Here is a 13092-nt window from a genome sequence, read left to right as displayed (position 1 = left end):
GCCCCGCCCGCGGGGCCGCCGTCTCACGCCTCTCCGGAGCCGCCGTATGACCGTGATCCTCGGTCAGACCTTCACCGGCATCAGCATCGGTGCCGTCCTGCTGCTCATCGCGCTCGGCCTCTCGCTCACCTTCGGCCAGATGAACGTCATCAACATGGCCCACGGCGAGTTCATCATGGCGGGCGCCTACACGACATACGTCCTGCAGAAGTCCATTTCCAGCGCGGGAATTTCACTGCTGGTCGCACTTCCCGTCGCATTTCTCGTCTCGGGCGCGCTGGGCGCGTTGCTGGAATGGCTGTTGATACGGCGCTTGTATCTGCGACCACTTGACACTCTTCTCGTCACCTGGGGCGTCTCGCTGATGCTCCAGCAGCTCGCCCGGGACATTTTCGGCGCGCCCAATGTCCAGACCCGCGCACCGGACGTCCTCACCGGGAACATCACCGTCATCGGCGGGGACGACCCGCTCACCTTCGCCAACAGCCGCCTGTTCATTCTGGGACTGGCGGTGGCGGCCGTGGTCGCGCTGTCGCTGACGCTGCGGCTGACCTCGCTGGGACGCCGGATCAGGGCCGTGGTGCAGAACCGGGATCTGGCCGAGGTGTCCGGCATCTCGACCTCGACCGTGGACCGTACGGCCTTCTTCATCGGCTCCGGACTCGCGGGCGTCGCCGGGGTCGCGCTCACGCTGGTCGGTCCGATCGGGCCCACGATGGGCACCAACGTCATCATCGACGCCTTCCTGGTGATCGTGGTCGGCGGCATCGGACAGCTCAAGGGCACGGTCATCGTCGCCTTCGTGCTGGGCGTGCTCCAGTCGGTCCTGGAGTACTCCACGACCGTCAGCGTCGCCAAGGTGCTGGTGCTCGTCGCCATCGTCGCGTTCCTCCAGTGGCGGCCCCAGGGGCTGTACACGCTGCGTACGAGGAGTCTCGTATGAACCTCCTGACAGGCCGCTCGGCACGGGTGTGGGCGGGTTTCGGCGGGGCCTCCGTCCTCCTCTTCGCCGTCGCTCCGCTCGCGCTGTCCGACTTCCGGCTCGGGCTGCTCGCCAAGTACCTGTGCACGGCCATGGTCGCCGTCGGCGTCTGTCTGGCCTGGGGCCGCGGCGGGCTGCTGACGCTCGGACAGGGGGTGTTCTTCGGGCTCGGCGGCTACGCCATGGCGATGCATCTCAAGATCGCCGATGCCGGGCCGGGCAACCTGCCCGACTTCATGCAGCTGTACGGCACGGCCACCGAACTCCCCTGGTGGTGGAAGCCGTTCGAGAACCCGCTGTTCGCCCTCGCGGCGACCGTACTGCTCCCGATGGCCGTCGCCGCGCTGCTCGGTCTGTTCATCTTCCGGCGCCGGGTCAAGGGCGCCTACTTCGCGATCCTCAGCCAGGCTCTCGCCGCGGCGCTGGCCATCTGGCTGATCGGCCAGCAGGCCACCACCGGCGGCACCAACGGGCTCACCGACATCCAGGGCTTCTTCGGCTACAGCCTCGACGACCCGGTCAACCAGCGGATGGTGTACTTCGTCATCGCCGCGGCCCTGCTGCTCCTGATCGTGATCGCCCGCCAGCTGATCAACAGCCGGTACGGCGAACTCCTCGTCGCCGTAAGGGACTCCGAGGAGCGGGTGCGCTTCCTGGGGTACGACCCGGCGAACGTCAAGCTCGTCGCGTACGTCGTCGCCGCCGGTATGGCGGGCCTCGCGGGGGCGCTGTTCGTGCCGGCGGTCGGCATCATCTCGCCGGCGCTGATCGGCATCGTGCCGTCCATCGAGTTCGTGATCGGCGCGGCGGTGGGCGGCCGGGCGAGCCTGGTGGGCGCGGTCCTGGGCGCGGTCGCGGTCGCGTGGGCCAAGACCGCGCTGTCGGAGGAGTTCCCGGCGGCCTGGACGTACTTCCAGGGGTTGTTGTTCATCGTGGCGCTGGCCTTCCTGCCGGGCGGACTCGCCTCCCTGGCGGTCCTCGTACGGCGACGCAAGGCGACCACCGAGAAGAAGCCGACCGTCATTCCCGTGGGAGAGGCAGCATGAGCGAGCTGAAGATACGCGGACTGCGGGTGTCCTTCGACGGGTTCACCGCCGTCGACGGGGTCGATCTCGACGTCAGCCCGGGTGATCTGCGCTTCCTCATCGGGCCCAACGGCGCGGGCAAGACGACACTCGTCGACGCGGTCACCGGTCTGGTGAGGGCGGAGGGCTCGGTGCGGTTCGACGGCCAGGAGCTGCTGGGGCGTGCCGTGCACCGGATCGCGCGGTCCGGGATCGGGCGGACCTTCCAGACGGCCACCGTCTTCGAGGAGTTGACGGTCCTTCAGAACCTGGACATCGCGGCGGGCGCCGGCCGGAGCATGTGGACCATGCTGCGGCGCCGCAAGGACATCCCGGGGCCCGTCGCGAGGGCGCTGGCGACCGTCGGGCTCACGGACCTCGCCGACTCCCCCGCCGGAATCCTCGCCCACGGCCAGAAGCAGTGGCTGGAGATCGGCATGCTGCTCGTGCAGGACGTGAAGCTGCTGCTCCTCGACGAGCCGGTGGCCGGTATGAGTCACGACGAACGGCAGGCGACCGGGGAGCTGTTGCAGCGCATCAGCGAGGAGCGCACCGTCGTCGTCATCGAGCACGACATGGACTTCATGCGCTCCTTCGCGCGCAGCGTCAGCGTGCTGCACGCCGGCAAGGTGCTCAGCGAGGGCACGGTGGCCCAGGTGCAGGCGGACCCGAAGGTGCAGGAGGTGTACCTCGGGCACGCGGTGACCGAGAACGCCCCTGCCGTCGTACAGGAGGCGTGATGCTGCAGATCGAGGACGTCCGCGTCGGCTACCACCGCAGCACGGTCCTGCACGGGGTGTCGGTCGAGGTACCGAAGGACGGCGTGGCCGCGGTGCTCGGGCACAACGGCGCCGGCAAGAGCACGCTGCTGCGTGCCGCCGTCGGTCTGCTCACCCCGAGCAGCGGGACGATCCGTCTCGACGGTGAGGACATCACCCGTCGCAAGCCGCACGAGCGGGTCGCGCGCGGGATGGCGTACGTCCCGCAGGGGCAGCAGTCGTTCCCGCACCTGACCACCGCGGAGAACCTCCAGCTCGTCGCGGACGGCCGCCGACGCGGCAAGGAGGCGATCGCCGAGGCGCTGGACCTGTTCCCCGCGCTGCGGACCCTCTCGGGCCGACGGGCGGGACTGCTCTCCGGCGGTCAGCGGCAGCAACTCGCCATCGCCCGCGCCCTGGTGACGGAGCCCCGGATCCTCCTGCTGGACGAGCCGACCGAGGGCATCCAGCCGTCGGTGGTGGCCGAGATCGAGGAGACGATCCTCGCGCTGGCCGCCCGGGGCGGGCTGTCGGTGCTGATGGTCGAGCAGCACGTCGGTTTCGCGATGCGGGCGGCGCAGAAGTACTACGTCCTGGAGGCCGGGCGGGTCACGTCCTTCGGCGAGGGCGGCAAGGAGTCGGAGCTCGCGGTGCGGGAGGCGCTCAGCGTGTGAGGCGGCGTTCGAGCCAGGCGCGTTCCGCCGGGTTCTCGGCCCGGGCGACGGCGGCCTCGTAGGCCCGCGCCGCCTCCGCGTCCCGGCCCAGGCGCCGCAGCAGGTCGGCGCGGACCGCGTGGAAGACGTGGTAGCCGTCGAGGTCGAGGGTGTCCACGAGGTCGAGGGCCGGGCGCGGTCCCTCGACCTCGGCCACGGCGACCGCCCGGTTCAGGGCCACGACCGGGCCGGGGGCCAGGGCCGTCAGCTGGTCGTACAGCTGGAGGACCTGCGTCCAGTCCGTCGGCGGCCCGTCGCTGTGGACGGCCTGGATGGCGGCCTGGATCTGGTACTGGCCGGGCTGGTTGCGACGCAGACACCGACGTACGAGGTCCTGCCCCTCGGTGACGAGGTCGTGGTCCCAGCGCCCGCGGTCCTGCTCGGGCAGCGGCACGAGCACGCCCTCGCCGTCCTGCCGCGCCGCCCGGCGGGACTCGACGAGGAGCATCAGGGCGAGCAGGCCCGTGGCCTCGGGCTCGTCCGGCATCAGGTCGGTCAGCAGCCGGCCGAGGCGGATCGCCTCGGCGCACAGGTCGGCCGAGCCCTCGTTGAAGATCAGGTAGACGACGGCGAGGACCCCGCGCAGCCGGTCCGGGAGGTCGGCGTCGCGGGGCACGCGGTAGGGGATCCGGGCGTCGCGGATCTTCGCCTTGGCGCGGACCAGGCGCTGCGCCATGGTCGGCTCGGGGACGAGGAAGGCGCGGGCGATCTGGGGTGTGGTGAGCCCGCCGAGCAGGCGCAGGGTCAGGGCGACCCGGGCCTGCGGCGCGAGGGCGGGATGGCAGCAGGTGAAGATCAGACGGAGGCGTTCGTCGCGCACGGGGCCCTCCTCGGGCGGCGCGTCAGGGGTGTGCAGGAGGGCGGCCTCGGCGTGTCGGCCGTCCCGTTTGGCCTCGCGGCGCAGCCGGTCGATCGCGCGGTTGCGGGCGGTGGTGATGATCCAGCCGGCCGGGCTCGGCGGCACTCCGGTCTCCGGCCAGCGCCCGACGGCCGTGGTGAAGGCGTCCTGGACCGCTTCCTCGGCGAGGTCGATGTCGCCGAGGAAGCGGACGAGGACGGCGACGGCCCGGCCGTACTCGGTTCGGAAGACGGCCTCGACGTCGACGGGCGCCGGCATCAGTCCTCGGCCTGGTGCATGAACGGGCGCACCTCGATGGCCAGGGTGGTGGCCCGGGTCGCCTTCTTGCCCCATTCCAGGGCCGCGTCCAGGTCGGGGGCCTTGATGAGGCAGATGCCGCCCAGGTACTCCTTGCCCTCGGCGTACGGTCCGTCGGTGATCAGGACGTCTCCGTCCCCGGGACGCAGGACGGTGGCCGTGTCGGGGCCGTGCAGTCCCCCGGCGAAGACCCAGGCGCCGGCCTCGCGCAGTTCCGCGTGGAAGGTGTCGAGGTTGCGGACGATCTCCGCCATGGCCTCGGGTCCGGGCGGCGTTCCGTCGGTCGGGGTGATCACGCTGAGCAGGTAGTACTGCATGACGTCCTCCTTGGTGGCGTGTCGTTCTCTCAGCTCCTACACGAACGGCTCACCCCCGGATCGACACCGCGCACGACGACATCGGGAGAATCTTTTCCATGACCATGGCACCGCACCCGCTCGTCGTCCGCACCCAGGAGCTCGCCGACCGCCTCCTCGCCCCGCAGGCGGCGCGGGTCGACCTGGCGGAGGTGCCCGTGAGTCATGTCGCGGAGATCAGACAGTCAGGGCTGCTCGGGGTGAGCGCGCCGCGGGAGTACGGCGGGGCGGGCGCCCCCGACTCGGTGGCGCGGGAGATCCAGGAGATCCTGGCCGGGGCGTGCTGCTCGACCTGGTTCGTGCAGACCCAGCACCACACTCCGGTGCGGATGCTCGCGAAGTCCGAACGCCCGCTCCGGGAGCGGCTGTTGCGCCCGCTGGCGTCCGGCGAGCTGCTGGCCGGGATCGCGTACGCCCATGTCCGCGCGTTCCCCCGGGTCCCCGTGCGGGCGAGGGCGGAGCGGGACGGCTGGCGGTTCGACGGAACCGTGCCCTGGTACACGGGCTGGGGGCTGAACGACGTGATGCTGCTCGCGGGCGTGACCGACTCCGACGAGATCGTGTTCGCCTTCGCCGACGCCCGCGATCAGCCGGGCCTGCGTGCCTCGGAGCCGATGCGGCTGGCGGCGCTCACGGCCGCCCGTACGGTCTCCCTGGAGCTGGACGGCCTGTGGCTGCCCGAGGAGAGCGTGGTGCTGCGCACTCCGCGGGAGAAGTTCGCCCTCGTCGACCTGCCCCGGAGCACCAACACGTCCCCGGCGGTCTTCGGGGTGGCGTATGCCGCGCTGCGTGTGCTGGAGGACGCCGGGGAGGCGGAGACTGCCCGTGAGCTGCGCGGGCAGGTCGACGAGGTACGGCGGCGGGCGTACGAGCTGGCCGATCACCCCGTCGCGCACGAGCACGTCGAGGAACGCCTGGCACTCAAGACCCGCTCGTACGACCTGATGCGCGCTGCCACGACCGCCGCGATCGTGGCCGGGGGCGGCCGCACCATGGACGTACGCCATCCCGCCCAGCGGCTGGCTCGGGAGGGGCTGTTCCTGCTGGTGCAGGGGCAGACGTCGCCGGTGCGCGGGGCGCACCTCGACGCACTCACCCAGATCCGGGAGGCCGAATGAACAACAGCCCGACCGCCATCGTCGAAGCGGCGTTCCGCCACTACCGGTCACAGGACCGCGAGGCCGCCTTCGCGCTCTACGCGGAAGACTTCACCTTCACCAGCCCGCGGGACGACCACATCGACAAGGCGGCCTTCTTCGAGCGGTGCTTCCCGACCGCGGACCGGTTCGCCGAGCAGCGGCTGCTGCACGTCGTCCCCGCCGACGCGGAACTCGTATTCGTCCACTACGAGTACGAGCTCACGACCGGCGGCCGGTACCGCAATGTCGAGGCGATCACCGTCCGGGACGGACTCGTTCGGGAGGTGCAGGTCTTCTTCGGCGGCGAGGTCGGCGGCAGCCGCTAGCTCGCGAACGGCACCTGCGCCGAGGGAGCGGCCGCCTTCTCGAACGGGTGCCGCCACAGCCCCTGGGCGGCGAGCCGCGGCAGGACGCCCTCACCGAACCAGTACGCCTCCTCCAGGTGCGGATAGCCGGAGAGGACGAACTCGTCGATGCCGAGGGCGTGGTACTCCTTGATCCGCTCGGCGACCTCGTCGTGGCTGCCGACCAGGGCTGTGCCCGCGCCGCCGCGGACCAGGCCGATCCCGGCCCAGAGATTGGGGTGGATCTCCAGTCCGTCGCCGTTGCCTCCGCTGTGCAGGGCGAGCATCCGCTGCTGTCCCTCGGACTCGCTGCGGGCGAGTCCGGCCTGGACCGACTTCACGGTGTCCGGGTCGAAGCCCGCAAGGAGCCGGTTCGCCTCGGCCCACGCCTGCTCGGAGGTGTCACGGGTGATGACGTGCAGCCGGATGCCGAAGCGCAGGGTGCGGCCGTGCTTCGCGGCGAGCCCCCGGATCCAGGCGATTTTCTCGGCGACCGCGGCCGGGGGCTCGCCCCAGGTCAGGTACACGTCGACGTGCTGTGCGGCGATCTCGCCGGCGATCGGCGAGGAGCCGCCGAAGTACACCTCGGGGACGGGGTCGGGCACCCGGGCGAGCTTGGCGTCCTCGACCTGGAGGTGTTCGCCCTTCAGGTCGACCGTCTTGCCCTCCCACAACCCGCGTACGACTTCGAGGAATTCGCCGGTACGGCGGTAGCGGTCGTCCTTGTCGAGGAAGTCGCCGTAGGCCCGCTGCTCATGGCTCTCGCCGCCGGTGACGACGTTGAGCAGGAGCCGTCCGCCGCTCTGCCGCTGGAAGGTGGAGGCCATCTGTGCGGCGAGGGTCGGTGAGACGAATCCGGGGCGGAAGGCGACCAGGAACTTCAGCCGCTCGGTGTGCTGACTGACCATGGCGGTGGTCAGCCACGCGTCCTCGCACCAGGCGCCGGTCGGCGTGAGCGCGCCGACGAAACCGAGGTCCTCGGCGGCGCGGGCGATCTGGCTCAGATAGGCCACCGTCGGCGGCCGGTCGCGCCCGGAGACGGTGGCCGGGGTGCCGTGGCCGCCGCCGACGACATGACGGCTGTCCCCGTTGGTGGGCAGGAACCAGTGGAAGGTGAGGGACACGTGGGGGTCTCCGATCAGGGCTTCGGGATCTTCGGGGTCAGAGCAGACCGTGGCGGGGCGGCCTGGTGCCGTTGAGCACATACCGGCCGATGTGCTGGATCTTCCAGCGGGTCGGGTCGTGCAGGGTGTGCGTGCGGGCGTCACGCCAATGACGGTGCAGGTTCAGGGAGTTGAGGGCCGAGCGAGTGCCTGAGACCTCGAAGAGCGCGCTCGCCACCTCGACAGCCGCCTCGGCGGCCCGCACCTTGGCGGCGGCCACGGCGATCGACGCCTCGGCCGCCGAGTCGTCGGTCAGGTCGGCCTGCGCCGCTCCGACGGCACGCGCGGCTTCCCGCAGCAGCGCGTCCGCCGCCCTTACCTGGAGGGCGAGTTCACCGAACCGCTGGATCAGCAGCGGGTCCTCGGCAGCCGTTTCGAGGCCGCTCTCGAACCACGGCCTGCTCTTCGTCCGTACGAACTCCGCCGCCTCCGCCAGCGCTCCCCCGGCGATCCCGGTGTCGATGGCGGCGTGCAGCAACTGGGCGACAGCACCGTGGAGTTGAGGGCCCTCGAAGGTGAGGTGATGGGGCAGGACCCGGTCGGCCGGGACCTCGACGCCTTCGAGGCGGACCGTGCCGCTGGCGGTGGTGCGCTGGCCGAGGCCGTCCCAGTCGTCGATCACGGTCAGGCCCGGCGCGTCCCGGGGCACGTACGCGACGTGGAGCTTGTCGTCCTCGGCGCGGGCGAGCACGGGGATCCAGTCCGCGAAGAGGGCGCCGGTGGAGTAGTGCTTGACGCCGTCGAGGACGTAGGAACCGTCGCGTCGCGGTGCGAGGCGGGTGCGGATGTCCTGGACGTGGCGGGTGCCCGCTTCCGACTGGGCGTTGCCGAGGCGGCGGCCGGAGACCAGTTCGGCGAAGAAGAACTTCCGTTGCTCCTCGGTGCCCTGACGACGGATCACGTTGACATAGGCGAAGTGGCTCTGCGGGATCTGCGCGAGGCTGCCGTCGGCCGAGGCCAGCAGCCGGAAGATCTCGGCGAGGGTCCGCGGGCCGACGTCCGCTCCCCCGTGCTCCGCGGGGACGGTGACGGCCAGCAGGCCGGACGCGGAGAGCCGGTCCAACTCGGCGCGCGGCAGCCTGCGTTCGGTGTCCCGTGCGGAGGCTCCCGCGCGGAACTCCTCGGCCAGGGCGGCCGCGACGGCGAGGGCCTCCGCGTCGTCGGCGATCACATGGGCGGTCATCCGGGTCAGCTCGCCGCGGCCAGGACCGGGGTGCGGCCCAGGGCCGCCGAGAACTGGTCGACGACCTGGGTCAGGGCCTCGGTGCTGGTCGCGACGACGCTGAGGGTGCCGTCCTCGTGCACGGTGATGTCCTTGTCGAGGGTGAACCAGCCCTGGACGATGTGGGCGGCGCCCATGGAGTTGAGGACCGGGCGCAGCGCGTAGTCGATGGCGAGGACGTGGGCGGTGGTGCCGCCCGTGGCGAGCGGGAGCACGGTCTTGCCGGTGAGCGCGTACTGCGGGAGCAGGTCCAGCAGGGCCTTGAGGACTCCGGAGTAGGACGCCTTGTAGACGGGGGTGGCGACGACGACCCCGTCGGCGCGGGCGAAGAGCTCGGTGGCCTCGACGATCGCGGGGTGCTGGAAGTCGGCGCCGAGGAGGGCCTCGGCGGGGATGGTGCGGACGTCGAGCGGGATCACCTGGTGGCCCTGGGCGGCCAACCGCTGGTCGAGGTGGCGCAGCAGCCGGTTGGTGCGGGACGAGGCGGAGGGGCTGCCTGAGACGGACAGGACGGTGGCCATGCGGTCCTCTTTCGGGAAGCGGGGCGCCCGCACACGGCGGGCGCCCTCGGGGAAGCGGTCAGGAGTACCAGGTGGGTTCGGGCAGTTCGCCCTCGAGGACCCAGCGGCCGACCTCGCGCCGCTTGTAGGCGACCGGATCGTGCAGGGTGTGGGTGCGGACGTTGCGCCAGAACCGGTCGAGGCCCTCGGCGGTGGCCGTGGAGCGGGCTCCGGTGACCTCGAAGATCCGGTTCGAGATCTCCAGGGCGACGTCGGTGGCGCGCGCCTTCACGGCCGCGACCCGCACCTCGAAGTCGCCGCGGGTCTGCTCGGTGACCGCGTCGGGGTCGTCGTGCAGCTTCTGCCCCTCGGCGGCCACGGTGTCGGCGAGCGCCTCGACCGCCCAGAGCTTCGCTGTGAGGTCGCCGTAGATGTCGATGACATACGGCTCGTCGACCGCGCGCTCGTGGCCGCCGTGCAGCCAGGAGCGGGACTTCTCCCGGGTGTAGGCGGCGGCCGTCTCCAGGGCGCCGCCCGCGATGCCCAGGTAGAAGTTGACGAAGACCAGCTGGATGGTGGGGACGTTCAGGGTGTTGTAGACGCGCGGCTGGAACACCTTGTCGACGTATCCGGCCGCCGACGACCACGGTGTGCGCACACTGTCGAGGGTGACGCCGCCGCTCTCGGTGAGCCGCTGGCCGATGTTGTCCCAGTCCTCGTGGAAGGTCAGGCCCGGCGAGTCGGAGGGCACGATGGCGAAGACGTGATCGTCGGTGCCTTCGAGTACGCCTTCCAGGACGGTGACGTCGGAGACCTTGCTGCCGGTGGAGAAGGTCTTGCGGCCGGTGAAGACGAGGTCGTCGCCGTCCTCGGTGACGGTCACGTCCTTGTCGCGCGGGTTGACGGCGCCGCCGAAGAACCAGCGGTTGCGTGCGGCCTCGGCCTCCACGTGCTCCCACTGTTCGCGGGTGCCGACCAAGCGGGCGGCCCAGTTCCACAGGTAGTGGTAGCCGAGGAGCTGGCCGATGGAGCCGTCGGCCTTGGCGACCTCGCGGACGACGCGGTACGCGGTCGGCCAGTCCTGGCCTGCGCCGCCGTGCTCCGTGGGGCCGAGCAGGGTGACGAGGCCGGAGTCCTTGAGGAGCTGGACCTCGGCGTGGGGGGTGGCGCCGGCACGGTCGCGTGCGGCGGCGTCGGTGGCGAGGACGGCGGCGACGTCGGCCGCGCGGGCGATCCAGTCCTGGGCGCTCTCGGGCGCGGGACGGTTGTGCCAGTCGGTGTTCGTGACGGTGCTCATGTCGGTGACTCCTCAGACCTGGGCGGGGACGGACTCGGGCAGCTGGGCCTCCAGTTCGCGCACCAGCGGCAGGACGCGCTTGCCGAAGTACTCGACCTCCTCGTGGTAGTGGAGGAAGCCGAGGAGGAGCAGGTCGACGCCGAGCTTCTTGTAGGCGACGATCCGTTCGGCGATCTGCTCGGGGGTGCCGATGAGCCCGGTGCGGAACCCGTCGTTGTACTGGACGAGGTCCTCGAAGGAGGAGTCCTGCCACATGCCCTTCCTGTCGGCGGTGGACTGGCCGGCCTGCTTCACGGCGTTGCCGAAGCCCTCGACGGCCTCGGTGTCCGCCTTGGCGACGATCTCCCGGAGGGTGTCGCGGGCCTCGGCCTCGGTGTCACGGGCGATGAGGAAGCCGTTGAGGCCGAACTTCGGTGCGGTGCGGCCTGCTTCGGCGGCGGACTTGCGGACGTCCTCGATCTGTTCGACGACCCCGTCGAAGTCCTTGCCGTTGGAGAAGTACCAGTCGGAGACCCGGCCGGCCATCCGCCGTGCGGCGCTGGAGTTGCCGCCCTGGAAGATCTCCGGGTGCGGGCGCTCGGGGGTGTTGAGCGGCTTGGGCTTGAGGGAGAAGTCGCGCAGCCGATAGAAGTCGCCGGCGAGTTCGGTGTGGTCCTCGGTCCAGATCTGGCGCAGGGCGCGGATGAACTCCTCGGAGCGGCGGTAGCGCTCGTCGTGCTCCAGCCAGGGCTCGCCGAGGGCGGTGAACTCGCCCTTGAACCAGCCGGACACGACGTTCACGGCGAAGCGGCCGTTGGACAGGTGGTCGGCGGTGGCACCGAGCTTGGCCAGCACGCCGGGGTGCCACAGGCCGGGGTGGACGGCGGCGATGACCTTCAGACGCTGGGTGGCGAGGAGGAGGGCGAGGCTGAAGCTGGTCGACTCGTGCTGGTACTCGGCGCCGTAGCTGGCCATGTAGCGGACCTGGCTGAGCGCGTAGTCGAAGCCGTTGTTCTCGGCGAGGACGGCGAGTTCGCGGTTGTAGTCGTAGCCCCAGTCGGTGCGCTGCTCGATCTTGCTGGTGACGAGGCCCCCGCTGACGTTGGGCACCCAGTAGGCGAATTTCACGGGCTCTGCGGGCATGCGGAACTCCAGTTGCGGAATGTTTTCGAGCACGCCGAATTCAAGGAGGTCGTCAAAGGGAACGCGGACGCGTTGAATTCAGGCGTGAAGAGCGAAAAGCGCGGCGGATCTCGGAGGAGTGATCAGGCCGCGGGGCAACAGGAGGCACTGGAGACGCGCGCGAGGTCGACATGGCGTCGCCGCGTGAGGTCCAGTCGCATCATCATGTTCTCGATCGTGACAGCCGCCGGTCCGGGCCGTCAAGGTAAACCCGACCGGTCTCGTATCGCGGACCATTGAATTTCACGAAGGTGTGACAGGGAAACCCTTGAACGCGCCGGGAAATGCGCCGCATTCTTCCTGCCATGCGGACCGAACAGCTCGAATACATCGCCGCGGTGACCCGGCTCGGTTCCCTGCGCCGGGCCGCGGAGGAACTGCGCCTTTCCCAGCCCGCGTTGAGCGAGACGGTGCGGAATCTGGAACGTGAGCTGGGCGTGGATCTCCTGGAGCGCAAGCGCTCGGGCGCGACGATGAGCGCGGAGGGCCGGGAGCTGCTGCCGCACATCATCAATGTGCTGGACGCGGTGGACCGGCTGCGGTCGGCGGCGGGTGAGCAGCACCGCATCAGCCGGATGGTGCGGGTGGGGACGGTGAACGCGGCGACCGTGCCGCTGCTGATCCCGGCGGTGCGGGAGTTCCGCGCCGGCCATCCGGTGACCCAGGTCGAGGTGGTCGGCGCCCAGCAGACCGACATCCACCGGGCGCTGTCCGAGGGCGGTTTCGATCTCGGCCTGGTCAACCATCTGGAGGGCGACGACGTGCCCGCCGAGCTGGAGAGCACGGAGCTGCTGCGCGGCCGCCCCGTGGTGTGCCTGCGCCCGGACAGTCCGCTGGCCTCACGTACCGCGCTGTCGGTGACCGACCTCCTGGACACGCCGCTGATCGCGATGCGCTCGGGCTATGTCATGCACCGCTATGTGCATCGGCTGCTGGACGGCAGGGCGCCCTCGTTCTCGTACTCCACCGACGGCGCCGAGATGGGCAAGCTGATGGTCGCGGAGGGGCTCGGTGTGACGGTGCTGCCGGACTTCAGCGTCGTGGACGATCCGCTGGTGCGCGGCGGCGCGCTCACCCACCGCCCGCTCACCGACGACTCGACCCGGGTCCTGCTGATGCTCCAGCGCCGCCGCGCGGACCCGGTACCGCGCGCGGTCCAGGACCTGCACGACGCGTTCGTGGCGCGGGCCCGGGAGCTCGGCTCAGGGAACTGAACGTCCGGGGAGTGGGATGACGA

At 70.8% G+C, this 13092-nt stretch carries 15 protein-coding genes; 7 read left to right on the top strand and 8 right to left on the bottom strand.

What is annotated here, in order from left to right; translation table 11 throughout:
- Nucleotides 1-46: 46 nt before the first annotated feature.
- From urtB to urtE, 4 genes are read left to right on the top strand one after another with little or no spacing between them, the layout of a single operon-like run.
- Nucleotides 47-943, top strand: coding sequence for an urea ABC transporter permease subunit UrtB (urtB, locus tag QF037_RS42125; RefSeq protein ID WP_266896753.1), 897 nt, complete (start codon nucleotides 47-49; stop codon nucleotides 941-943).
- Nucleotides 940-2028 carry an urea ABC transporter permease subunit UrtC gene (urtC, locus tag QF037_RS42120; protein WP_307034635.1) on the top strand — a complete coding sequence of 363 codons (1089 nt, stop codon included), beginning with the start codon at nucleotides 940-942 and terminating at the stop codon, nucleotides 2026-2028. The genes urtB and urtC overlap by 4 nt, the downstream gene beginning before the upstream one ends.
- Nucleotides 2025-2786 (top strand): urea ABC transporter ATP-binding protein UrtD, encoded by a 762-nt coding sequence (urtD, locus tag QF037_RS42115; RefSeq protein WP_307034633.1) that lies wholly within the window; start codon nucleotides 2025-2027, stop codon nucleotides 2784-2786. Before urtC ends, urtD begins: the two co-directional genes overlap by 4 nt.
- A complete protein-coding gene (gene urtE / locus QF037_RS42110) occupies nucleotides 2786-3478 on the top strand; it encodes an urea ABC transporter ATP-binding subunit UrtE (protein WP_307034631.1) in 693 nt (230 codons plus the stop codon). Before urtD ends, urtE begins: the two co-directional genes overlap by 1 nt.
- Here urtE and QF037_RS42105 read toward each other — a convergent pair.
- Together QF037_RS42105 and QF037_RS42100 are read right to left on the bottom strand one after the other, a co-directional pair.
- A complete protein-coding gene (locus tag QF037_RS42105) occupies nucleotides 3468-4634 on the bottom strand; it encodes an RNA polymerase sigma factor (protein ID WP_307034628.1) in 1167 nt (388 codons plus the stop codon). The two genes, urtE and QF037_RS42105, sit on opposite strands and share 11 nt — an antisense overlap.
- On the bottom strand, nucleotides 4634-4990 hold the full coding sequence (locus tag QF037_RS42100) for a YciI family protein (protein ID WP_307034626.1): 357 nt from the start codon (nucleotides 4988-4990) through the stop codon (nucleotides 4634-4636). Before QF037_RS42100 ends, QF037_RS42105 begins: the two co-directional genes overlap by 1 nt.
- A gap of 98 nt (nucleotides 4991-5088) precedes the next feature.
- On the opposite strand from QF037_RS42100, the gene QF037_RS42095 reads away from it, so the two are divergent.
- Both QF037_RS42095 and QF037_RS42090 read left to right on the top strand, forming a co-directional pair.
- On the top strand, nucleotides 5089-6147 hold the full coding sequence (locus QF037_RS42095) for an acyl-CoA dehydrogenase family protein (RefSeq protein ID WP_307034624.1): 1059 nt from the start codon (nucleotides 5089-5091) through the stop codon (nucleotides 6145-6147).
- Nucleotides 6144-6494, top strand: a complete 351-nt coding sequence (locus tag QF037_RS42090; RefSeq protein WP_307034621.1) for a nuclear transport factor 2 family protein — start codon at nucleotides 6144-6146, stop codon at nucleotides 6492-6494. Before QF037_RS42095 ends, QF037_RS42090 begins: the two co-directional genes overlap by 4 nt.
- On the opposite strand, the gene QF037_RS42085 is transcribed toward QF037_RS42090, so the two are convergent.
- From QF037_RS42085 to QF037_RS51140, 6 genes are all read right to left on the bottom strand, one after another.
- A complete protein-coding gene (locus QF037_RS42085) occupies nucleotides 6491-7636 on the bottom strand; it encodes an LLM class flavin-dependent oxidoreductase (RefSeq protein WP_307034619.1) in 1146 nt (381 codons plus the stop codon). The two genes, QF037_RS42090 and QF037_RS42085, sit on opposite strands and share 4 nt — an antisense overlap.
- A 37-nt stretch (nucleotides 7637-7673) precedes the next feature.
- Nucleotides 7674-8858: an SfnB family sulfur acquisition oxidoreductase gene (locus tag QF037_RS42080; protein ID WP_307034617.1), complete on the bottom strand. Its 1185-nt coding sequence runs from the start codon at nucleotides 8856-8858 to the stop codon at nucleotides 7674-7676.
- 5 nt (nucleotides 8859-8863) lie between these two features.
- On the bottom strand, nucleotides 8864-9418 hold the full coding sequence (ssuE, locus tag QF037_RS42075) for an NADPH-dependent FMN reductase (protein WP_307034614.1): 555 nt from the start codon (nucleotides 9416-9418) through the stop codon (nucleotides 8864-8866).
- Nucleotides 9419-9476: 58 nt separating this feature from the next.
- Nucleotides 9477-10694, bottom strand: coding sequence for an acyl-CoA dehydrogenase family protein (locus QF037_RS42070; protein ID WP_307034612.1), 1218 nt, complete (start codon nucleotides 10692-10694; stop codon nucleotides 9477-9479).
- Between the two features lie 12 nt (nucleotides 10695-10706).
- A complete protein-coding gene (gene sfnG, locus QF037_RS42065; RefSeq protein WP_307034610.1) occupies nucleotides 10707-11816 on the bottom strand; it encodes a dimethylsulfone monooxygenase SfnG in 1110 nt (369 codons plus the stop codon).
- Nucleotides 11817-11938: 122 nt separating this feature from the next.
- On the bottom strand, nucleotides 11939-12016 hold the full coding sequence (locus QF037_RS51140) for a putative leader peptide (protein ID WP_353962852.1): 78 nt from the start codon (nucleotides 12014-12016) through the stop codon (nucleotides 11939-11941).
- Between the two features lie 144 nt (nucleotides 12017-12160).
- Here QF037_RS51140 and QF037_RS42060 point away from each other — a divergent pair, with 144 nt between their 5' ends.
- Nucleotides 12161-13069, top strand: a complete 909-nt coding sequence (locus QF037_RS42060; protein ID WP_307034609.1) for a LysR family transcriptional regulator — start codon at nucleotides 12161-12163, stop codon at nucleotides 13067-13069.
- Nucleotides 13070-13092 lie beyond the last annotated feature (23 nt).

Origin of the sequence: Streptomyces canus, assembly GCF_030815415.1 — a bacterium.
GTDB classification, from domain to species: domain Bacteria; phylum Actinomycetota; class Actinomycetes; order Streptomycetales; family Streptomycetaceae; genus Streptomyces; species Streptomyces canus_F.
The sequence above is the reverse complement of the archived record's forward strand: the minus strand, read 5'-3'. Positions and strand labels throughout refer to the sequence as shown.

Bases quoted from the DNA above. Each gene is read 5' to 3' on its own strand.
- urtB (WP_266896753.1), top strand. From the start codon at position 47: ATGACCGTGATCCTCGGTCAGACCTTCACCGGCATCAGCATCGGTGCC.
- QF037_RS42095 (WP_307034624.1), top strand. From the start codon at position 5,089: ATGACCATGGCACCGCACCCGCTCGTCGTCCGCACCCAGGAGCTCGCC.
- QF037_RS42100 (WP_307034626.1), bottom strand. From the start codon at position 4,990: ATGCAGTACTACCTGCTCAGCGTGATCACCCCGACCGACGGAACGCCG.
- QF037_RS42080 (WP_307034617.1), bottom strand. From the start codon at position 8,858: ATGACCGCCCATGTGATCGCCGACGACGCGGAGGCCCTCGCCGTCGCG.
- sfnG (WP_307034610.1), bottom strand. From the start codon at position 11,816: ATGCCCGCAGAGCCCGTGAAATTCGCCTACTGGGTGCCCAACGTCAGC.
- QF037_RS51140 (WP_353962852.1), bottom strand. From the start codon at position 12,016: ATGCGACTGGACCTCACGCGGCGACGCCATGTCGACCTCGCGCGCGTC.
- urtE (WP_307034631.1), top strand. From the start codon at position 2,786: ATGCTGCAGATCGAGGACGTCCGCGTCGGCTACCACCGCAGCACGGTC.
- QF037_RS42070 (WP_307034612.1), bottom strand. From the start codon at position 10,694: ATGAGCACCGTCACGAACACCGACTGGCACAACCGTCCCGCGCCCGAG.
- urtD (WP_307034633.1), top strand. From the start codon at position 2,025: ATGAGCGAGCTGAAGATACGCGGACTGCGGGTGTCCTTCGACGGGTTC.
- urtC (WP_307034635.1), top strand. From the start codon at position 940: ATGAACCTCCTGACAGGCCGCTCGGCACGGGTGTGGGCGGGTTTCGGC.
- ssuE (WP_307034614.1), bottom strand. From the start codon at position 9,418: ATGGCCACCGTCCTGTCCGTCTCAGGCAGCCCCTCCGCCTCGTCCCGC.
- QF037_RS42060 (WP_307034609.1), top strand. From the start codon at position 12,161: ATGCGGACCGAACAGCTCGAATACATCGCCGCGGTGACCCGGCTCGGT.
- QF037_RS42090 (WP_307034621.1), top strand. From the start codon at position 6,144: ATGAACAACAGCCCGACCGCCATCGTCGAAGCGGCGTTCCGCCACTAC.
- QF037_RS42105 (WP_307034628.1), bottom strand. From the start codon at position 4,634: ATGCCGGCGCCCGTCGACGTCGAGGCCGTCTTCCGAACCGAGTACGGC.